Consider the following 20,596-nt stretch of genomic DNA (forward strand, 5'->3'; position numbering starts at 1 on the left):
AATGATAAGGAGTTAACAACACATGAGTGATGTGATTACAATTGGCGAACCCGTTGTGACGTTTGCCTCAACTGATATGGACGCCTCATTAGCAGATACAATCAATTACAAGAAGATCTTGGGTGGCGCTGAATTGAATGTTGCCATCGGAGTTAAACGTCTCGGTCATTCGGTGGATTATATTTCTCAGGTTGGGACTGATCCAATGGGCGATTATGTGATTAAGACGATTTCTGATCATCAGGTCGGGGCCCGCTATATTTCTCAAGATCCCAATCATTGGACGGGTCATCAGCTCAAACAATTGGTCTCAAAAGGAGATCCCAAGACCTTTAACTACCGAACAAATTCGGCAGCAGCCAACCTTGAAGATGCTGTGATTGATGATGTCGATTTGAGTGATGTGAAAATCGCCCATATGTCAGGTATTTTTCCTGCTTTGTCATTAACTTCACGCCAATCGTTTCGACGGTTAATGGATCGATTGGTGGCTAAAGACATTCTCATTACGTTTGATCCTAATTTGCGGCCATCCTTATGGGAAGACCAAGAGACGATGATCAAAACGATCAATGAGCTCGCTGGATCAGCTAATATCGTGCTTCCTGGTGTTGAAGAAGGTAAGATATTAATGGGCAGCGATGACCCGGAAGCAATTGCTGATTTTTTCTTAAAGGGTGCACGCACTCAGACAGTGATTGTGAAAGTCGGGGCAAACGGAGCCTTTGTCAAGACGGTTGAAGGTGAAAGCTACACGATTGATGGATTTAAGGTGGATCATGTGGTCGATACGGTTGGTGCTGGCGATGGTTTTGCACTCGGTGTCATTACGGCCTTATTGGACGGCAAGCCAATGAAGTCTGCTATTTTACGCGGGAATGCTGTTGGCGCACTTCAGGTGCAAACACCCGGCGATAATGATGGTTATCCTGATCCAGCAGGATTAGCCTCTTTTTATGCCAAGGAAGGAGTTAATGAAGACGAATGAAATTACAAGCTGCGATTGATCGGGTATCACTAGATCAAGCGGTCTATTTGGCCCATGCATTAGATGGCGTAGTCGATATCGTTGAATTAGGCACATCGATTCCAAAGGACTTTGGTTTAAAGACATTAAATGAACGTGGTGTGGCATTGACGCAATCGGAATTGTTGATTGATCTGAAGACGATTGATGAAGGTGTTTATGAGTTTACTAAGGGATTTGAGCTACCGGCAGACATTTTAACTGTTATGGCGAGTGCATCGATTGACACGATTGAGCAGGTGTACGCGTTATCCGAAAAGTTAGGTCGACAGACCTTTATCGATTTACTCGAGGTTTCCGATGACCAGATCGCACGGTTGACTCACCTTAACCACGCCATTTTTGGCCTGCATCACTCAAAGGATACGGGGGGCAACTTTGATGCAGTGGCGTCAGTGGCACAATTCCACGCCGCTTTTCCCAATGTCGAACATATTGCCGTGGCTGGCGGTATTAATGTAAGTCAGGCCGCCAAGCTGGCTGAACAAGGAATTGTTGAAATCGCGATTGTTGGTGGCAAAATTGCCGGTGCCGATGATCCAGTAGCTGCCGCTAAAGAATTTATGGAGGTGATCAAATGACATTAATTGAACCAGTTATGAAAGAAATTAATGAAGTGATGAGTCTAGTTGATGAGACGCAAATTGACCAAGCTGAAAAGCTGATTACGAAGGATGAACGCATCTTTGTCCTAGGTGCCGGCCGGTCAGGGTTGATGGCTAAAGGCTTTGCGATGCGCTTGATGCACATTGGCTACACTGTTTACGCGATCGGAGAAACCATTACGCCATCAATTCAGCCTGGCGATGTGCTAGTGTCTGTTTCAGGTTCAGGTAAGACGAGTAGCATTGTCGAATTAACTGAAAAGGCTAAGGCGGATGGGGTCACGATTGTTGGGGTGACGAGCCGTGCTGATTCTCCGTTGGGTGAATTAGCTGATGCGACAATCGTTGTTCCAGGTGCGACCAAAGCGGGCGATGGTGTTAAATCGATTCAACTATTGAGCACGCTATTTGACCAAAGTGTGCACATTACGCTTGATGTGCTTTGCCTTAAGTTGAGCCAACGCGATCATGTGTCAAACGGATCCGCTGCTAATACGCACAGCAATATGGAATAAAGTTTTGAAAAACGGCAATCAGTAAGAAACAGGGCCCTCTCAATTTGAGAAGGCCCTGTTTTCTAATGAAATGATTTGGTAGAGTCTTGTTTCACGTGAAACCTTAATCTTCTGCTACCGCCCTGCCTTGTTTGAAATGACGAAGCGCTGGAATGGTTAACATAACGGCTAAGCTCACGAGGTACATGCCCGCTAAGCACATCATGACCACACTGACGGAGAAGTGTTCCATTAACACACCAATTGCTAACGATGAGAAGCCACCGATGGCCCGACCGATATTTACAATCACGTTATTAGCGGTGGAACGCACATCGGTTGGGTAGAGGCGGCTAATCACGGCACCATAGCCGCCGAACATGCCATTTGAAAAGAAACCAATCAGGGCGCCGGCTAGCAGCATGGTCGAAATATTAGTTGCCAGTGTAAAAATATAGACAGATAGCGCTGCACCGGTTAAAAAGAGGCCAAAAGCAATTTGAGGACCAAAGTGATCCAAAATTTGACCGAATGTCATCATACCAATAATCATGCCGCCGATCGTCGCTAACATCCAAATGGAAGAGCCAGCTACGGAAACATGCAACTGTTTTTGCATAATTGCCGGTAGCCAATTCATTAAGCCAAAGTAGCCGGCGATTTGAACCACTGACATTACGGTTAAAGCAATAGTTTGATAAGCGATGCGTGGTGAGTTGAACAATGGCGCGATTGTGAAGTGGGCCGTCGACTTAGTTTGATGGGCTTGAATGAAGGCTGGCGTTTCATGCACATGCCGCCGCACAAAGTAAGTTAACCCAACAGGAATTAAGCCGATTAAGAAGAGGGCGTGCCAGCCTAAACGTGGCAAGATGATCGCGGCTAAAATTGCCGCGAACACAGCTCCAATCTGCCCACCAATCGCGGCCACAGAAGTTTTCCGACCAATTTGGTTGCTGGCGAAGCGTTCTGAAATTAATGCGATCCCGACGCCATATTCGCCGCCGGCACCGATACCAGTTAGGAAACGACATAGATAGATTAGGTTGATTGAGTTGGCAAATGCCATTGCCGTCGTCGCGAAGGCAAAAATAAAGATCGTATATGAGAAGGTTTTCACCCTGCCATAACGATCACCAATTAATCCGAATATGAGACCACCCACTAACATGCCCACATTAGTGATGGAAGAAATCAAGCCAGCTTGACCTGCTGATAAATGCAGGTCAGTGATGATGGAACTAAGGGCAAAGGAGAGTAACATCACATCCATGTTTTCTAAGGCAAAGCCAGCACTAGTGGATGCTAAGGTCCAGCGTTGCTGATTTGATGTTGCAGCTGTTGATTCAAGCGAAATTTGACTCATGGTTGTACCCTCCAAAATGAATGCTCACAGGCATTCGTTATTTTTCTTGTCGTTTATCATGCCACGTAGAAACCACAATTGCAATCATAAATTGATAAATCAACGTGGCTTAAATCCGAACAAAAAATGAAAGGCGGGTTATAAACTAACTTGTTTAACCAGTTTGGCACCAAATTAAGGCCGCAATTAATCAATCGGATAAGCTTTTTCGTTGTGATCAAAATAATTAGCGTTGACAGAACCCAAAACTTCAGTATGATTAAATCAATCAAATACATGCCGCTTTAATTCAATCCTGTGAGTTTGAAAAGCTAGCTTGATCATCATCCATGATTATGACACCAATGGGAGACTGAACGGTTAGCCGGGCAGAAGACCATTGGCTTTTTTTGTCGAGCAAAACAAACCATAATCAGTTTGCTTCAACCTGAGGTCTTGTGTCCAAGCGGCGGAAATGAGGGCAGTGTTGGAATCAGTCATAGTAGCACTAGATGTCACAAATCTGGTGGCAGCAAAGCAAATCATACAGCAGTTGGATTCACAAGATAAGCCGACCATCAAGGTGGGAATGGAATTGTTTTATGCAGCTGGTGTTGAGGTGATTACTTGGTTGCAGCAACAGGGATATCCAATTTTTTTGGATCTTAAACTGCACGATATTCCCAATACCGTGGAAAAAGCTGCGTTTCAATTGGGAAAACTCAATGTTCAATATCTGACGGTGCACGCTCTCGGCGGACAGACAATGATGACCGCCGCCGTTAATGGTTTAGCTGCCGGTGCTAGGCAGGCCGGCATAGAGCCTCCCAAGTTATTAGCGGTGACGGAGTTGACCTCGATTTCGCCAGCAATGTTGGTCAATGAACAACATGTTAGCTTGTCAATGGACAAACAAGTGGTGAGTCTAGCTCAGCTAGCTGCCAAGAGCGGTGCAGCCGGGGTAATCTGCTCACCTCAGGAAGTTGTCGCTTTACGAATGGCACTGCCGGCCAGCTTTTTGCTCGTAACCCCAGGGATTCGGCCGGCTGGCTCAGCAACTGGTGATCAACAGCGGGTGATGACTCCGGCACAAGCTGCTCAAGCTGGTAGCAGTGCGATCGTAGTGGGCCGACCAATCACCCAAGCATCAAATCCCGCATTTGCTTATCGACAAATTGTAAAGGAGTGGACCAGTCATGAATGAATCATTGCAAGCTCAGATTATCAGTGAACTACTCAAAATAAACGCAGTTAGTGTAACACCGACGAAGCCATATCGTTATGCGAGTGGAATGTTGTCGCCCATTTATACTGATTTACGAATGACAATTAGTGCACCACGGCTGCGTCACCACATTGTAGCAGGGCTAGTCATGATGATTCAAAAACATTATCCAACGGTTACAGCGATTGGTGGAGTGGCGACCGCTGGCATTCCGCATGCCGCTTGGGTGGCCGATGTGCTCAATTTACCCCTCGTCTACATTCGTGCAAAGGCCAAGGACCATGGCGCTGGTAAGCAAATTGAAGGAACATTAACGGCGGATGATCAAGTTGTCTTGATTGACGATTTGATTTCAACTGGTGGTAGTGTTTTGAAGACGGTAGCGCCTGTTGAAGCTACTGGCGCCAAAGTCCTTGGCGTGGCGGCTATTTTTAGTTACGCTCTTCCTGATGCGACAACCAATTTTGCTAAGCAACAATTGCCATTGGCACCAGTAATTACCTACCCACAACTATTGAAGTATCTGCAGCAACAAACTGTTTTATCGGCGACAGCCCTAGCCTCTGCCAAAGCTTGGCATCAGGATCCATGGCATTGGCAACCTGCTGTTAATGCAATTCAAGCGGAGGAAGACTAACTCATGTTGCAAACGGGAATTAAATTAGCGGGTGTTTCATTACGTAATCCAGTTATGGCAGCCAGCGGTACGGCTGGTTATGGCGAAGAAATGAGTCAGCATTTTGACCTAAATGCACTTGGCGCCTTAGTCATTAAATCAACGACCCGTGCACCACGAACGGGTAATCCGTGGCCAACCACCGCTCAAACATCGGCTGGTTGGCTCAATGCAGTTGGGTTAAAGAATCCTGGTATTGACGTTGTCATACGCGAAAAGCTTCCGTGGTTAGCCACTAACTATCCAAATTTGCCAATCGTCGGCAGCGTGGCTGGCGCTGATATTGCGGAGTATGTTGATGTTGCGAAACAGCTGGCGAGTGCGGTGAATGTCGCATTTATCGAAGTGAATATTTCTTGTCCAAATGTCGCTAATGAGGGAATGGCCTTTGGTACTGATCCACAAACTGTCCGTGAGTTGACCCAGCGTGTTGTGCAAGCAGTCGCCAAACCGGTGTTTGTCAAATTGACGCCTAATGTGACAGACATTGTCGCAATTGCTCAAGCGGCAGCTGCTGGCGGAGCAGCTGGATTAGTGATGATTAATACACTAATGGGAATGGAAATTGATTTAGCCACCCAAAAGCCCCATTTGGCGTATGGTACAGGTGGTTTGTCTGGCCAAGCCATTCATCCGCTGGCGATGCGGATGATTCACCAAGTCCATGAAGTCCTGGATTTGCCAATTGTCGGAGTCGGGGGTGTGATGAATGGTAAGGATGCGGTTGAAATGATGCTAGCAGGGGCCAGTGCGGTGCAGGTTGGCGCGGCCACCTTTGGTGATCCATTGGCCTGTGTCAAAATCGCTGAAGAGATTCCGACGGTGTTGGCACAGTATCAGCTTACTTGGCCCAAAAATTAATTAAGCGAATCATAGAAAGGTCGACGCAAATTTTTATGTGTCGGCTTTTTTTGGTCAGCTGGCGAGCCGTTTTTTCTGAAAAACATGGTGTAAACTTAGATCCAATAGTGATCCTAATGCTTAGACGAGGTTGAAAGATGAAATTTTTACACACGGCGGATTGGCACATTGGCAAAAAGTTACATGGGTTTGATCTGATGGAAGAGCAGGCGGACGCCTATCAGCAGATTTTAACGATCGCCAAGGACCAAGCAGTAGATGCGATTGTGATTGCTGGCGATTTATATGATCGAGCACTGCCAAGCGAAGCTAACGTTGCAGAATTAAATCGGATGCTGGTTGATCTGAATTTGCACCATCAGCTGCCACTATTAGCAATCAGTGGCAATCACGATAGTGCGACACGACTACACGTGGGCAGTGAGTGGTACGCCAATACGCAGTACTATTTAAATACGGAGTTGGCTGGTGCTTTTACCCCAGTCGAGTTAGAGGACACGCAATTTTTCTTGTTGCCATATTTTGAACCCTGGCAGGCGCGCAACTACTTTGGCGATGACCAGATTCGAACGGTTGAACAAGCCATGCGTTTGATCGTCAAAAAGCAAGTCGCCGCTTTTGATACCAGTAAGAAGCACGTACTGGTGGCGCACTTTTTTGCGGCGGGCAGTAGTCAAACGGACTCTGAAACGCGCGTCATCGTGGGTGGCTTGAACGCAGTGCCATTAGATATTTTGGCACCCTTTGACTATGTTGCCTTAGGGCACTTGCATAACCATCACGCGTTAAACCAACCGAAAATTCGGTACAGTGGCTCACCAGTGAAATTTTCATTGTCAGAAGCTGGTGAACAAAAAGGAGTTTGGCTTGTTGATACTGACAAATCCGAACCAATCTACATCCCCATCAAGCCATTTCGGGAGGTGGTAACATTGACGGATTCATTTGCTCATTTGACTGATGATACGTATTACAACACTTTAGATCGTGATGCTTATTATGGCATCACGTTAACGGACCGAGCAATTATTCCAGATGTTATGAATCAACTACGAGCTGTTTATCCACATATTGTTAGTTTAGAGCGATTAAATGGGCATGAAGATTTGCCGACTGTCGTTACCATTGATCCAGAACTTGACCCGTTGACGTTATTCGAGCATTTTTTTGAGCAGGTTAATGACACGAAATTAAATGAGCAGCAATTGACGTGGGCCAAAGCTAGCCTAAGCGCTGCCCAAGATGGGGAGGAATAAAGATGCGACCCTTACAACTCCATTTAGTTAATTTTGGCCCGTACCGCGATCAAGTTATCGACTTTGAAGATTTCAATGAAGTTCCACTCTTTCTCATTAGTGGGAAAACCGGAAGTGGTAAGACGACGATTTTTGATGCGATGTGTTTTGCCTTATTCGGTCAGTCTTCTGGCGGTGATCGCGATCCGGAAGCGATGCGATCCGATTTTGCTGCGGATAGTGAACCGACATCTGTCACCTTAATCTTTGAACATCACCGGCAACAGTATGTGATTACGCGGTCACCGAAGCAAACCTTAGCTAAAAAACGGGGCACTGGCACGACAACCCAAAATGCGAGTGTTGATCTAACTGTCACAGACCGCAACGGTAAAGAACAAAGCTGGACTAAGAAAAATACAGTTGAAGCCAAATTATATGATCTTTTACATTTAACACCAGCGCAGTTTACCCAAATTGTCTTATTGCCGCAGGGACAATTTCGCCAATTTTTAGCAGCTAACAGTAATGAAAAACAAGCTTTATTAGCTGATTTATTTGGCACAAATCTATACGCGCGGTGGGCTAATCAGTTAAACGACCGTTTACGGGAAATGAAACAGGCCGCTAGTGAGCAGAGCACAAAATTGGCCACTATGACACAGATGATTGAATGGGTCACCGAATCAGCACCAGCAAAGGACGTGCCCGTCCAAGATGTTTTGACGGCATTAACGAGGCAGGCTGAGCAGATGACTCCGGAGGTGCAGCAACGAAAAGCTGCCTTAGAGCTGAGTCAATCGCAGCTTGCCAAAACCATGGCAACGCTGAAAGCAGCTGAAAGTCTGCAAACGTTAATGACGGCACGTGAGCGTGCTAGTCAGCACCAGGCAAACTTAGCCAAGCGGGCACCGACGATGGCCGATCTAGCAAATCGAATCGCCCAGATTGATTGGGCGAAAACGCTGGTTCCATTGCAAAATAAACGACGGGAAACAGCCCAACTCGTCGAACAGACGCGACAACGATTAGCGACCACCAATGCTGATTTGACGGCAAGCACGACGAAATTAACTGAAGCCACCACAAAGTTAGCTGAGATGAAAGCGCGTCAAGGCGAAGAACAAGCGCGGCAACAGGAACTGACGCAATTAGTTTCAGTCCGCCCACTATACGAGCAAGTTCGATCGTTAAGCGACCAAGTAAAGGTACAACAAGTTTTAACTGATGAAACGACAACCTCAATCACCAAACGACAGCGTCAGTTAACCGAAGCACAACAACAGGTCATGCGATTATCACAATCGCTGACCCAACTTAACGATCAAGAAAACGAATTAACGACGGTGCAAGCCAAACGGCAGCAGGTTACAATGTGGCAGCAACAAGGGACCACACTTGAACAACACCAACAAGCGGTGACTGCTCAACAACAGCATCTTGATGAATTACGTCAGCGTTTGGCACATGCCAAGCAGGAACAAACCGAAGCGGAAGTGGCTTATCAAAACGCTGACCATGCTTGGACAGTCACTCAAATCAAACGGCTGAGTGCGAAGCTAGTTCCTGGTGAGCCGTGTCCAGTGTGTGGGGCTACCGACCATCCTAAAGTGGCCGTTTTAACGGAAACTGCGATTACTGAAGCTGAGGTGAAACAGGCCGAACAGCAACGGCAAGTGGCTTTATCGGCAGTGGCTAGTTTAGCGGCCGAGCTTGAAACACAGACAGGTCACTGGCAGCAAGCTCAAGCTGAGCTGCAGACAACAACGCAACGGTGGCTAGCTGATGTTGCGGCTAATCAGGCAGTTTCAAGTCAGATGACAGTTGATCAAGCAGTCGCTTGGTTGAAGCAGCAACTTGACCAATTAACCCAAGCACAGGCTCAATTAAGCCAGGCACTCGCGCAGAAAGGGCAAACAGAGACCGCCTTGACCAACGAAAAGCAACTGGTTGAACAGTTACAGTCTGGTTTGACTGAGCTGCAGGAAAAAGTACAAACTCAAGCCCAACAGCTGGTTCGCTTACAGGCTCAGTTGAGTGATCGAAAACAATCGCTCCCTGAACGATTTGCTGATTTATCGGCCCTTGACCAGCATCTGACCCAACTTGAAGCGGCTAGTTCAGCCTTTTTGAAGAATCAACAAGCATTACAAGAAGCTGAGAATAGTGCGCAACAGGCTGTGACGCGTTTACAGGCCAATCAGGATTCGCTGACGGTTGATTTGAATTCGCAAGCAAATGAGAAAGCCATGGCCGCAGAAGCCTTCGAACAGGCATTGGTTAGTGAAGATGAAGGGATGACTAAAACTAAGTTTGCCGCTTTGGCGGAAGCAATTCCAACCTTGGTCACCTTAAAGCAGCAGTATCAAGCCTATTTAGATGAGCAAACTTCGGTTAAAAGTCAGTTGGCGACGTTGGCTCAGCAAATTGGTGACCAAAGCTTACCTGACCTCGCACAATTAGCTGAGACCCAACGCCGTCAAACCGAGCAACGTGATGAGGCGCAGAAGGCTTACTATGAATATGAACAGGTCGTCAAACAAAATCAGCAAGTGGCAGACCAAATCACCCAGACATTAACTGAGCATCAGGCCGCCCAACAGCAATTGGCCGACATGACACAGTTGGCTAATACTGCCAACGGGAAGGGCGATTTGAAGCTGAGCTTAGAGCGGTATATCTTACAGACTTATCTGCAAAAAGTGCTACAAGTAGCCAACGGTCGCTTAGGTCGTTTGACAGGTGGCCGCTATCAATTTCGGTTAGATCCTAATGCTGGCTCTCATGCGACTGATACAGGGCTGGAGATTGATGTTTTTGATGACCAAGCCGGCAAGGTTCGCAGTGTTCATACATTGTCCGGCGGTGAGAGTTTTATCGCGGCATTATCGTTGGCCTTAGCCCTTGGAGAAGTGATCCAACGTGAGTCTGGCGGGATTGCGATGGAGGCACTGTTTGTGGATGAAGGGTTCGGATCGCTGGATGAAGAAGCTCTACAGATGGCCATGGAAGCGTTACAGAGCATCGAAGGTCAGAACCGAATGATTGGGATCATCAGTCATGTCACCGAATTACAAGAACAAATTCCGGACCAGTTGAAAGTGATTGCCCTTGCCAATGGACAGAGTCGCATTGACTATCAACACGAACTATAGTCGTGCTATTTCCTGGGAAATAATTATTAATGGCCATTTCGTCGACTATCATTGAATCCCTTCACGATGTTAATTAATGCCTCAGGCACAGTTTCGATACAAAAATGAACGCAGCCAGGGATCCAAAAGTGTGCTAAACAGTTAATGCCGAGAATAACTGTGTGCTTTGATAGTGCCCGTTCAGGCTGACGCCAATTTTAATCTTTAACACCTCCTCATTTATGCTGAGTTTACCGCTTTAATGAGTTGGTGGAAGTAAATTGAACCGGGCTTATTGGTTACTCGACCGCGTAAAGTCTCGGATGACGGAGACGTTAAGGGGTGGTTGGATGATAAACACGAATTAAAGGTTTTATATTTAAGATATAATTCGTATTTATATACATTTTCCAGCTCATTTAAAAATAATGTTCGTTGGAGTTCGCTTTTTGATGATTAATTGTTAAAAATGGCTTGTTTTCTGTCAACTAAGTGATACACTTACTTCAATCAAATTGACCTTTAATTAAGTCCGAGAGACTTAAAAGGCGCATGCGCAGAGGGATTGGTCCAGCAAAAATGTTGAGACCGTTCAACTGAACTTAATTGTTAAAGCAAATGCCTTTAGAGAATTCTCGGAATTTTCTGAAGGCATTTTATTGTGGCACTGATTTTGGTCAAAAGGAGTGCGAGGATGGATCACTTAACAAATCTCAATGACTTAACAGATGAGCAACTAACTCGATTAATTCAACTCGCTTTGGATTATCAGACAGGGGCCTGTCCAGTTCCACGGGAACCACATTATGTAGCAAACTTATTTTTCGAAAATTCCACGCGAACACAAACCAGCTTTCAGATGGCAGAACTTCGTTTAGGCTGGCAGCGTATCTTAGTCAATCCAGCAACTAGTTCAACGGCAAAAGGGGAAAGCTTTTCGGACACGCTGAAGACTTTGGGAGCCATTGGTGTTGAAGTGGCCGTTATCCGTCATGCTCAGACAGAGTGGTACCAACCGTTGCTGGTGGAACAGTCTCCATTGTTGCCGAAACTAATCAACGCCGGCGATGGTTCCGGTCAACATCCCTCGCAAAGCCTGCTGGATTTGATGACGATTCAACAAGAATTCGGGCATATTCGAGGACTTAAGGTGCGAATTGTCGGTGACTTAGCGCATTCGCGAGTTGCTCGTTCCAATGCGGAGATCTTGCAACGGCTTGGCGCAAGTGTCACCTTCAGTGGCCCGTTAGCATGGTACACCAGCGACTTCGACCAATTTGGGCAGTTTGTTGACCTGGATGATCGGTTAGCTGATGTCGATATTGTCATGCTATTGCGGGTGCAACATGAACGGATGACGACCTTAAGCAACGAGCACTTTGATCAGGCGGATTATCATCGTCAATTTGGGTTAACAACTGCTCGTTATGATCGTTTAAAGGATCGAGCGATCATCATGCATCCCGCTCCCGTTAATCGCGGCGTTGAAATGACTAGTGACTTAGTTGAAGCCCCCAAATCACGTATTTTTAAACAGATGACAAACGGTGTCTTTGCACGAATGGCCATGCTAACAATGCTGATGGAGGATTAACATGACACGACTACTAATTAAGCATGCTCAGATGGTCGAACAGCCAGAGCAATTAATCGATGTCTTAATTGAAGATGAACAGATCGCGGCTATTGGTTCGTCACTGGCAGTATCTGGAGTCGAAGTTATCGATGCACGTGGGGCACTGATTATGCCTGGTTTGGTTGATGTTCATGTCCATTTCCGTGACCCAGGACAAACGGACAAGGAAACCATTACCACTGGTTCTAAGGCAGCGGCACGCGGCGGTTTTACGACGGTGTTAGCAATGCCCAATGTGCAGCCAGTACCAAATACGGCAGCGACACTCCACGAGATGGTAATTCACAATCATGAAAAAGGGCTGGTTCACATTGAACAATACGCAGCGGTTTCGGCTGAACTAACCGATCAGTCCATTAACGATTTGGTTGGCCTAGCGCAGACTGGTGCGGTCGCCTTTTCAAATGATGGTAAAGGTGTTCAATCTGCAGCCACGATGTTAGCAGCTATGAAAGCAGCAGTGAAAGCTAATCGTGTGATATCAGCTCATCTTGAAGATAACGACTTAATGGGCCATGGCGTCGTTGATCAATCCGTTGCTGATCAATTGCAGGTTGCTGGGATTGACCCCTTGGCCGAAACGAGTCAACTAGCTAGGGATTTGGTGTTAGCGCAAGCGACTGGTGCCCATTATCACGTGGCACATTTGTCAACTAAGAACGGCGTTGAACTCGTGCGGTTAGCTAAACTACACGGGGTTCACGTCACTGCGGAAGTGACACCACATCATTTGCTACTAGACACGACTGCGATTCACACTCGAAAAGATGTGAACTTGAAAATGAATCCGCCATTACGCACGCCAACTGATCGCGCAGCCGTAGTGGCGGGATTATTGGATGGCACCATCGACATGGTAGCGACAGATCATGCTCCCCATACGGTGGCGGATAAAGCAGGCGATATGGTGTCGGCAGCATTTGGCATCACTGGATTAGAAACGTGCTTTCCGTTGCTATATACCCATTTGGTGCGTCCCGGCATTGCAACATTAGCTCAAGTCCAACGTTGGTTAAATCAAGCACCAGCAAAGGCTTTTAAGTTATCGGCACCGACAACGATTAGGGTGGGACAAAAAGCTGATTTGGCCCTATTTGATTTAGAACATGCCCACACCATTCAAGCAGATGAGTTCGCGTCTAAAAGTGTGAATACACCTTTTATTGGCGAAAAAGTTTACGGCATGACAGTGGCAACTATTGTCGATGGACAGCTCGTTTATCGAGCAGATTAGGAGGACATGATGCGGCGGCATTTGATTTTGGAGAATGGGTCAGTTTATACGGGAACCGCTTTTGGGGCGACGACCAGTGTTGCCGGTGAATTGGTGTTTAATACTGGGATGACTGGGTATCAAGAATCAATCACCGATCCGTCCTATATTGGGCAGATATTGGTCTTTACCTATCCGTTGATTGGCAATTATGGCATCTGCGCTGAGGATAACGAGGCACCTACGCCGAGCGCTAGTGCGGTGATTGTCCATGAAATTGCTCGCCGCCCTAGTAATTGGCGCATGTCAACGACTTTACCAGCTTGGGCAGCGGAATATGGTTTGCCAGGGTTAACAGATATTGATACGCGGGCTTTAACTAAAGAATTACGGGACCATGGCAGTATGAAAGCCATGTTGGTAGATGAAGTTACACCGGCGATTAAAAGCCAGTTACAATCATTGTCTTTACCGAGGAATCAAGTCGCCTCTCACCAACCAGTTTTATCACCAAATCAGTCGACAGTAACCACTGATCTGACGATTGCAGTGATTGATTTTGGCGCGAAAGCATCTATTGTAGATGCGCTTGTTCGTCGTGGCGTGAAAGTAACGGTTTATCCACCAGATGTTACAGCCGAACAGGTATTAGCTGAGAGGCCAGATGGCGTTTTATTGTCCAATGGGCCAGGCGACCCTGCCTCAATGTTAGCGAGTCTGCCATTGATCCGTCGTCTGCAGGCCCAATTGCCACTGATGGGCATTTGCTTAGGTCATCAGTTGTTTGCCTTAGCCAATGGTGCAAAGACATACAAAATGAAATTTGGGCATCGTGGCTTCAATCATGCGGTTAAACGTTTAACTGACGGACAGCTGGCATTTACGGCACAAAATCATGGTTATGCGGTGGCGCAAGCGTCACTGGCTGGAACTGATCTGGTTGTTACACATGAAGAGATTAACGATCACACGATTGAAGGGTTGCGATTAAAAAATCGACCGGCGTTCTCGGTGCAATTTCATCCCGATGCCACACCTGGTCCTCACGATGCTAGCGCATTATTTGATGACTTTCTTGCCAGCGTAGTCACAGAAAAGGAGCAATTACATGCCTAAACGGACAGACTTGCACAAAATTCTCGTCATCGGTTCCGGTCCAATTGTGATTGGTCAAGCGGCAGAATTCGACTATTCCGGCACGCAGGCGACCATGGCCTTACGTGAGGAAGGTTACGAGGTGGTATTAGTTAATTCTAATCCAGCGACAATTATGACTGATCAGGAGGTCGCTGATCGAGTGTACATCGAACCATTAACGGCTGAATTTTTAACGCGTATTTTACGACGTGAACGCCCTGATGCGATTTTACCCACACTCGGTGGGCAGACGGGCTTGAATTTAGCCAAAGAGCTGTCAGAATCCGGAATTTTAGCAGAATTAAACATCGAATTATTAGGCACACCGTTGTCAGCAATTGAAGCAGCAGAAGATCGGGAACAATTTAAGGCTTTGATGAAAAAATTGGGTGAACCTGTCCCAGAATCAACGATTGCGACGACTGTTGCAGCGGCGGTGCATTTTGCTAACGAAATCGGCTATCCGGTGATTGTGCGACCTGCTTACACCTTGGGTGGTACAGGTGGCGGAATTGCCCAGACGGAAGCACAATTACGCGAAATTACGACTAATGGGTTGAGTTTATCGCCAGTGACACAGGTGTTAATTGAGCGTTCAATCGCCGGTTTTAAAGAAATCGAGTTTGAAGTGATGCGCGATGCACAAGATACGGCGTTGATTGTTGCCTCAATGGAAAATATCGATCCGGTGGGCATTCATACCGGTGATTCGCTGGTCGTCGCTCCAGTCCAAACATTATCTGACCGTGATTATCAAATGATGCGTGATGCCGCTTTGAAGATTATCCGTGCGTTAAACATCGAAGGTGGTGTCAATATTCAAATGGCGTTGGATCCCAATAGTTTTCACTACGATATCATTGAAGTGAATCCACGGGTTTCTCGCTCGTCGGCCCTAGCTTCGAAGGCCACTGGGTACCCGATTGCTAAGATGGCGGCTAAAATCGCTGTTGGGCTGACACTAGCCGAAGTAACTAATCCAGTAACTGGTAGTACGACGGCTGCGTTTGAACCGGCGTTGGATTACGTCGTAGTTAAAATCCCTCGTTGGCCGTTTGATAAATTTCCAACAGCGGACCGACATCTTGGCACCCAGATGAAGGCAACTGGCGAAGTGATGGCCATTGGGCGGAATCTAGAAGAGGCACTGAATAAAGCAATTCGCTCATTAGAATTAGGCGCGACTCCTGATTATGTTTCAGTTAGCAGCGATGATTTATTGCAAGGTCTGATGCCGGCGCGCGATGATCGTTTATTCCAATTATTGGAATTATTACGACGCGGTCAAACGATTGAAACGTTGCATGAGCAAACGGGTATTGATGTCTTTTTCTTGGATAAGTTAGCCCACTTGATCGATTTAGAAATCGCATTGCAGCAACATCCCAATGATTTAACCATCCTAAAAGAGGCTAAACAAAATGGCGTCTCTGACAACAGTATTGCTCGTTTGTGGCAGAAGACAGCTTTGGCGGTGCGCCAACAACGATTGTCAGCAGGTATTAAACCAGTTTATAAGATGGTTGATACAGCTGCTGGCGAATTTGTTTCACAAACGCCGTATTATTATGGGACTTATGAGCAAATCAATGAAGCAAATGTTTCTACCAAACCCTCCGTATTAGTGCTCGGTTCAGGTCCAATTCGGATTGGCCAGGGGGTGGAGTTTGACTATGCGACCGTCCATGCGGTCAAAGCTTTACAAGCCGCTGGTTATGAAGCAATTGTCATGAACTCCAATCCAGAAACAGTTTCAACGGATTTTTCTGTCTCAGATAAGCTTTACTTTGAGCCCCTGACGGTTGAAGATGTGCTAAATGTGATTGATTTGGAACGACCGGTGGGTGTAATTGTTCAGTTTGGCGGACAGACAGCCATTAATCTTGCGGCGCCGCTAGCCGAGCAGGGGGTTAATATCTTGGGCACTAGCGTTACCGATTTAAATCGAGCAGAAGATCGGGAAGACTTCGACCAAGTGATTAAGCAACTGGCCTTGCCGCAACCATTGGGGCAAACAGCGACCACGGTGACGGGGGCACTGCAAGCCGCCGCTCAGATCAGGTATCCCGTCTTAGTCCGTCCGTCATATGTGCTTGGTGGTCGCGCCATGGAAATTGTCACAAATGCCAATGAACTCACGGATTACATGGGCCGGGCAGTCAAGGTGTCTCGGGATCACCCGGTCTTAATTGACTCGTATCTGACCGGCTCAGAAGCGGAACTAGACGTGCTAGCTGACGGTGAAACGGTCGTTATTCCTGGTATTATGGAACACATTGAGCGAGCTGGTGTACATTCGGGCGACTCGATGGCTGTTTACCCAGCACAACAGTTGAGTCCAGTAGTGCAAGTGGCGATGGCAGATGCTGCTATTGCACTAGCTAAAGCGTTACACATTCGTGGGGTGATGAATGTTCAGTTTGTGATTCACCAAAATTGCGCTTACGTCATCGAAGTGAATCCTCGGGCATCGAGAACCGTACCGTTTATCTCTAAAGTCACGCACACTCCGATTGCTCAGTTAGCAACGCGAGTGATGATGGGTGAACGGTTAGCAGAAATGGGCTTTACGACGGGGGTATTACCCGAAGCAAAACAAGTATTTGTGAAAGCGCCGGTTTTCTCATTCACGAAGCTGCCAGCGGTTGATTCATTATTGGGACCAGAAATGAAATCAACTGGTGAAGTTATGGGGGCGGATACCACTTTTGACAAAGCTTTGTATAAAGCCTTTGAAGCGGCAAAAATTCATATTCCAACGATGGGTAAGATTTTATTTACAGTGGCGGATCCGGATAAACCGGCGGCGATTGAATTAGCGCAACGTTTTAACGAGTTGGGGTACGAACTGGTCGCCACTGCGGGAACTGCCCAGGCACTCACCGACGCTGGGCTAACGATCCAGTGCCTCGGTAAAGTAGCTGACTCGACAGATAATCCCGTGACTGCTTTACACCACGGCGATTTACAAATGGTGATTAATACCACTCAGCCTAGTCAACGCACGCAATTGGATGGTCAACAAATTCGCCAAGCCGCAATCGAAAATGCGGTCCCGCTATTCACGGCTTTAGACACAGTGGCAGCATTGTTGACGGTATTGGAGTCGCGGAGTTTTGGGCTAAAGGCAATGTGAGCGAAATGTTTCATGTGAAACAAGCCCTCAAAAGAAAAGGATAATCACAAAAGCAATCCTGGCCGACTGGGGGTTATCAGCTGACTAGGATTGCTTTTGTGATTTAGTGGATTTTACCTTATTTATCGGTATGCCTTGCTAACCAATCAGTACAAAAATCAATTTTTGCTTGATTAGCATGAAGACCATATTCGTAAGCAAACTGCTCGCCAGTTGATAATTCATAATTACTGGGCAAGTATTCCGCTAAACGATCTTGTAGTTGCTGATTTTCAACCTTTTCACGTTTTATTTCTTGTTCTACTAACTTGACCAGCTGGGAATCAGTGAGATTATCACCGAACATGAGTCGTGCTAAAAAATCTGACTTACGGATGTCGGGTTCGACAGGTGAAGTTAAATAAGCCTGAAATTCGGCTCGACCTGTTTGGGTAATTGAGAAAACTTTTTTATCAGGTTTCCCAGTTTGTTCGATGACTGCTTTAGTAACCTTGTCTTCTTTTTCAAGACCACGTAGAACCGGGTAAACCATACCAGCTGAACTATCGAAGAAAAATGCAAAGCTAGTCTTGAATAGTTGGGTAATGTCATAACCAGTCATAGGGTGCCGGTTGAGCATACCTAAAACAATTTGACGACTTTTCATGTTGAAATTACTCCTCAATTGATTGGATTTAGTTTAGCACAAAAATTCAATCGGCGGCGTTGTGAGATCGGTGTAACAATCTAAGGTAATTTCGACGGCGATAAAAGAGTAAGCAAACTGGTACGGACAAAAGCGTTAATGGAAGGAACCATTGATAGAGTTTTAAAAAAGCAGTTGTTATATGTGATTTAGTTAAAGTAGTAATCTGGTGCGTTGTTTGATTAACTTGCCCGTTATCGTGGGCGACAGTTGCCTTAACCTGACTGGTGACAGTACGACTAATCTTTTGCTTAACCGTTGGTTGAAGTTGGCTTGGCAACTGATTTACTTTGTCTTTATTCCAAGCAAGCTGAGTTTCCTTTTGAATTAAGTGCTGTGTTTGTGCAGGTGTAATACCACTACCATGTTGACGAGTCGTTTTTACATGGTCACTAGAAATTCGTGAATGTGCTGTCGTTAAAATTGCTGTCTTCACGGTGCTTGGCAAACTGGTTTTACCCACAGTAGTCTGGACTTGATACCAAGCGGCTGTCTTCGCGTTACTAATATTACTCGTTAGTAGTGAGATAAAAATTGCCACCGCTAAAATATTCCCAATTTGTCGTAAGACACCCATCACACTTTGCGAAGCAGTTAGTTTTTCGCCCTCAAAATCTGAGGCTGCTAAGACGGTAATCGGGCCAATAACTAACCCGTAGCCAATACCTAAACAAGCTAAACCGATAAATGTTTGCCAATAATGATCTGGGTCCATAAACCCTAAAACGCTATAACTAATTGACATGCTAACGAAACCTAGCAAAATGATGATTCTTGGCCCAAGAGTTTCGACCAAAGTTCCCGAAATTGGTGAAACTATAAAGATGGCCAACGATGCGGGGGTGATCAATAACGCTGCAGTTAGCTCCGACTTGCCCTGTACTTGAGTAAAGAAGGTTGGCATAACCACCATAACGGCTACCATGATTAAACCAGCGAGAATGACGGTCACTGCGGCGCCAGAAAATTGTCGATCTTTAAACAGATCTAATCGAATCATGGGTGATGTGACATGATGTTCAACGAAAATAAAGCTAATTAAGCATCCGATTGTTAAGACAAATAAGCTAATGACAGTTTTGCTAGACCAACCCCAAGTTGGACCTTGGGTTAAAGCCATTGTCAGTGACAATAAAGTAATGATGAGCAATAGCATGCCACCATAATCAACCTTTGCATTGATCCGTGGTTCTTTTTGAATCGGTAGTTGAATTAGAACACCAATTAAAGCTAGGGCAACTAATGGTAAATTGACGTAAAATACCCAGCGCCAGCCGAGAAATTGAGTTACTATGCCACCAATCGTGGGACCTAATGTAGCAGCTAATCCTTGAGTTAAACCGACCGATAATAGTGCCAAGCGGCGTTGTGCTTGTGGGGTAGTCGCGATCGCAATTGTCATACTTGTTGGAAAGATAATTGCCGCGCCGACGCTTTGAACGCCTCGACCAATAATGAGCATCCTAGGTACATCCGCTTGTCCTGAAACAAAAGAACCTATAGCAAAAATAATTAAACCACCTAGATAAACTTTGTTGCGACCTAATAAATCTGCAGCCCGAGCTAAGGGGATGGTAAGCGCTGCAAAAGTAATGGTGTAAATATTAAGAGCCCAAGATAACTGACTGAGTGGCACATTCATATGGTTTTGAATGGCCGGTAAAGCGATATTCATTACTGTTGTATCTAACATACATAGGAATGTACCGATACACATGGTTAAAAGGAGTAGCCAATTGGTTTGTTTCATTCTAAAACGCCTCAATTCATATTAACAATTATAGTATAAAAGACGCTTCATACTATAATTGTTAATATAGAGGGTGTCAATCATCTTTTTGAAGATCATTTCATTAAAGTTAACCGGATCTAAGACGAAAATAGATGTCTTTTGATTTGGCATAACGTTGGAAACATTAAAAGATCTAGGCCTTAATGTTAATTCATTTCTGATGGTTGCCATTTAGGACCATTATTTAAAGTGTTTTAAATTAAGCGATTCATGGCGAGCTGATAGATTTTCGGATAGTTCTTGAATACTCAGCCAATCAGTAACGGGGTGATCATATCGAAATCCTAGATTAGGCAACTTAATAGCTTAACTTAAGGAGCGAGATTGCATCACTCACGTTTCGATAAAAATCCCTTGAGCTAATACAGGCACAACAGCCTTAATTGCTCAAGGGA

Annotated in this window: 15 protein-coding genes; 12 read left to right on the top strand and 3 right to left on the bottom strand. The window is 45.9% G+C overall.

Features of this window, described 5'->3' with window-relative positions; all coding sequences use genetic code 11:
- The first annotated feature begins 22 nt into the window (after window positions 1-22).
- Genes ACKTR2_RS03785 through hxlB form a run of 3 tightly spaced genes read left to right on the top strand, consistent with a single transcriptional unit; the run spans window position 23 to window position 2,147 of the window.
- Window positions 23-988, top strand: coding sequence for a sugar kinase (locus tag ACKTR2_RS03785; protein ID WP_407882688.1), 966 nt, complete (start codon window positions 23-25; stop codon window positions 986-988).
- The gene (locus ACKTR2_RS03790) at window positions 985-1,608 is read left to right on the top strand and encodes an orotidine 5'-phosphate decarboxylase / HUMPS family protein (protein ID WP_407882689.1); all 624 of its coding nucleotides are present in this window, start codon (window positions 985-987) and stop codon (window positions 1,606-1,608) included. The genes ACKTR2_RS03785 and ACKTR2_RS03790 overlap by 4 nt, the downstream gene beginning before the upstream one ends.
- Window positions 1,605-2,147, top strand: a complete 543-nt coding sequence (hxlB, locus tag ACKTR2_RS03795; protein WP_407882690.1) for a 6-phospho-3-hexuloisomerase — start codon at window positions 1,605-1,607, stop codon at window positions 2,145-2,147. Before ACKTR2_RS03790 ends, hxlB begins: the two co-directional genes overlap by 4 nt.
- Window positions 2,148-2,250: 103 nt before the next feature.
- Here the strand turns inward: hxlB and ACKTR2_RS03800 are convergent, their stop codons facing one another.
- Window positions 2,251-3,492: an MFS transporter gene (locus ACKTR2_RS03800; RefSeq protein WP_407882691.1), complete on the bottom strand. Its 1,242-nt coding sequence runs from the start codon at window positions 3,490-3,492 to the stop codon at window positions 2,251-2,253.
- A gap of 466 nt (window positions 3,493-3,958) precedes the next feature.
- Between ACKTR2_RS03800 and pyrF the strand changes: the two genes are divergently transcribed.
- The 9 genes from pyrF (at window position 3,959) to carB (ending at window position 17,724) form a co-directional block, all read left to right on the top strand.
- The gene (gene pyrF / locus ACKTR2_RS03805) at window positions 3,959-4,675 is read left to right on the top strand and encodes an orotidine-5'-phosphate decarboxylase (RefSeq protein ID WP_407882692.1); all 717 of its coding nucleotides are present in this window, start codon (window positions 3,959-3,961) and stop codon (window positions 4,673-4,675) included.
- Window positions 4,668-5,333 carry an orotate phosphoribosyltransferase gene (gene pyrE / locus ACKTR2_RS03810; RefSeq protein WP_407882693.1) on the top strand — a complete coding sequence of 222 codons (666 nt, stop codon included), beginning with the start codon at window positions 4,668-4,670 and terminating at the stop codon, window positions 5,331-5,333. Before pyrF ends, pyrE begins: the two co-directional genes overlap by 8 nt.
- Before the next feature lie 3 nt (window positions 5,334-5,336).
- On the top strand, window positions 5,337-6,233 hold the full coding sequence (locus tag ACKTR2_RS03815) for a dihydroorotate dehydrogenase (protein ID WP_407882694.1): 897 nt from the start codon (window positions 5,337-5,339) through the stop codon (window positions 6,231-6,233).
- A 137-nt stretch (window positions 6,234-6,370) separates the two neighbouring features.
- Window positions 6,371-7,489 carry an exonuclease SbcCD subunit D gene (locus ACKTR2_RS03820; RefSeq protein ID WP_407882695.1) on the top strand — a complete coding sequence of 373 codons (1,119 nt, stop codon included), beginning with the start codon at window positions 6,371-6,373 and terminating at the stop codon, window positions 7,487-7,489.
- A gap of 2 nt (window positions 7,490-7,491) precedes the next feature.
- A complete protein-coding gene (locus ACKTR2_RS03825) occupies window positions 7,492-10,623 on the top strand; it encodes an AAA family ATPase (RefSeq protein WP_407882696.1) in 3,132 nt (1,043 codons plus the stop codon).
- A gap of 673 nt (window positions 10,624-11,296) precedes the next feature.
- Window positions 11,297-12,196, top strand: coding sequence for an aspartate carbamoyltransferase catalytic subunit (locus tag ACKTR2_RS03830; RefSeq protein ID WP_407882697.1), 900 nt, complete (start codon window positions 11,297-11,299; stop codon window positions 12,194-12,196).
- A gap of 1 nt (window position 12,197) precedes the next feature.
- The gene (locus tag ACKTR2_RS03835) at window positions 12,198-13,472 is read left to right on the top strand and encodes a dihydroorotase (protein ID WP_407882698.1); all 1,275 of its coding nucleotides are present in this window, start codon (window positions 12,198-12,200) and stop codon (window positions 13,470-13,472) included.
- A gap of 6 nt (window positions 13,473-13,478) precedes the next feature.
- Window positions 13,479-14,567 (top strand): carbamoyl phosphate synthase small subunit, encoded by a 1,089-nt coding sequence (locus ACKTR2_RS03840; protein ID WP_407882699.1) that lies wholly within the window; start codon window positions 13,479-13,481, stop codon window positions 14,565-14,567.
- The gene (gene carB, locus ACKTR2_RS03845) at window positions 14,560-17,724 is read left to right on the top strand and encodes a carbamoyl-phosphate synthase large subunit (RefSeq protein ID WP_407882700.1); all 3,165 of its coding nucleotides are present in this window, start codon (window positions 14,560-14,562) and stop codon (window positions 17,722-17,724) included. Before ACKTR2_RS03840 ends, carB begins: the two co-directional genes overlap by 8 nt.
- A gap of 118 nt (window positions 17,725-17,842) precedes the next feature.
- Here carB and ACKTR2_RS03850 read toward each other — a convergent pair whose 3' ends face one another.
- Entirely contained in the window at window positions 17,843-18,370 is a 528-nt protein-coding gene (locus ACKTR2_RS03850) for a PadR family transcriptional regulator (RefSeq protein ID WP_407882701.1), read from the bottom strand.
- Between the two features lie 46 nt (window positions 18,371-18,416).
- Window positions 18,417-20,159, bottom strand: a complete 1,743-nt coding sequence (locus tag ACKTR2_RS03855) for an MFS transporter (RefSeq protein WP_407882703.1) — start codon at window positions 20,157-20,159, stop codon at window positions 18,417-18,419.
- Between the last annotated feature and the right edge of the window lie 437 nt (window positions 20,160-20,596).

Source organism: Furfurilactobacillus curtus, from assembly GCF_045862785.1.
Lineage (GTDB): Bacteria > Bacillota > Bacilli > Lactobacillales > Lactobacillaceae > Furfurilactobacillus > Furfurilactobacillus curtus.

Coding starts and splice junctions, on each gene's coding strand:
- ACKTR2_RS03785 (WP_407882688.1), top strand. CDS start 23: ATGAGTGATGTGATTACAATTGGCGAACCCGTTGTGACGTTTGCCTCA.
- ACKTR2_RS03790 (WP_407882689.1), top strand. CDS start 985: ATGAAATTACAAGCTGCGATTGATCGGGTATCACTAGATCAAGCGGTC.
- hxlB (WP_407882690.1), top strand. CDS start 1,605: ATGACATTAATTGAACCAGTTATGAAAGAAATTAATGAAGTGATGAGT.
- ACKTR2_RS03800 (WP_407882691.1), bottom strand. CDS start 3,492: ATGAGTCAAATTTCGCTTGAATCAACAGCTGCAACATCAAATCAGCAA.
- pyrE (WP_407882693.1), top strand. CDS start 4,668: ATGAATGAATCATTGCAAGCTCAGATTATCAGTGAACTACTCAAAATA.
- ACKTR2_RS03815 (WP_407882694.1), top strand. CDS start 5,337: ATGTTGCAAACGGGAATTAAATTAGCGGGTGTTTCATTACGTAATCCA.
- ACKTR2_RS03820 (WP_407882695.1), top strand. CDS start 6,371: ATGAAATTTTTACACACGGCGGATTGGCACATTGGCAAAAAGTTACAT.
- ACKTR2_RS03825 (WP_407882696.1), top strand. CDS start 7,492: ATGCGACCCTTACAACTCCATTTAGTTAATTTTGGCCCGTACCGCGAT.
- ACKTR2_RS03830 (WP_407882697.1), top strand. CDS start 11,297: ATGGATCACTTAACAAATCTCAATGACTTAACAGATGAGCAACTAACT.
- ACKTR2_RS03835 (WP_407882698.1), top strand. CDS start 12,198: ATGACACGACTACTAATTAAGCATGCTCAGATGGTCGAACAGCCAGAG.
- ACKTR2_RS03840 (WP_407882699.1), top strand. CDS start 13,479: ATGATGCGGCGGCATTTGATTTTGGAGAATGGGTCAGTTTATACGGGA.
- carB (WP_407882700.1), top strand. CDS start 14,560: ATGCCTAAACGGACAGACTTGCACAAAATTCTCGTCATCGGTTCCGGT.
- ACKTR2_RS03850 (WP_407882701.1), bottom strand. CDS start 18,370: ATGAAAAGTCGTCAAATTGTTTTAGGTATGCTCAACCGGCACCCTATG.
- ACKTR2_RS03855 (WP_407882703.1), bottom strand. CDS start 20,159: ATGAAACAAACCAATTGGCTACTCCTTTTAACCATGTGTATCGGTACA.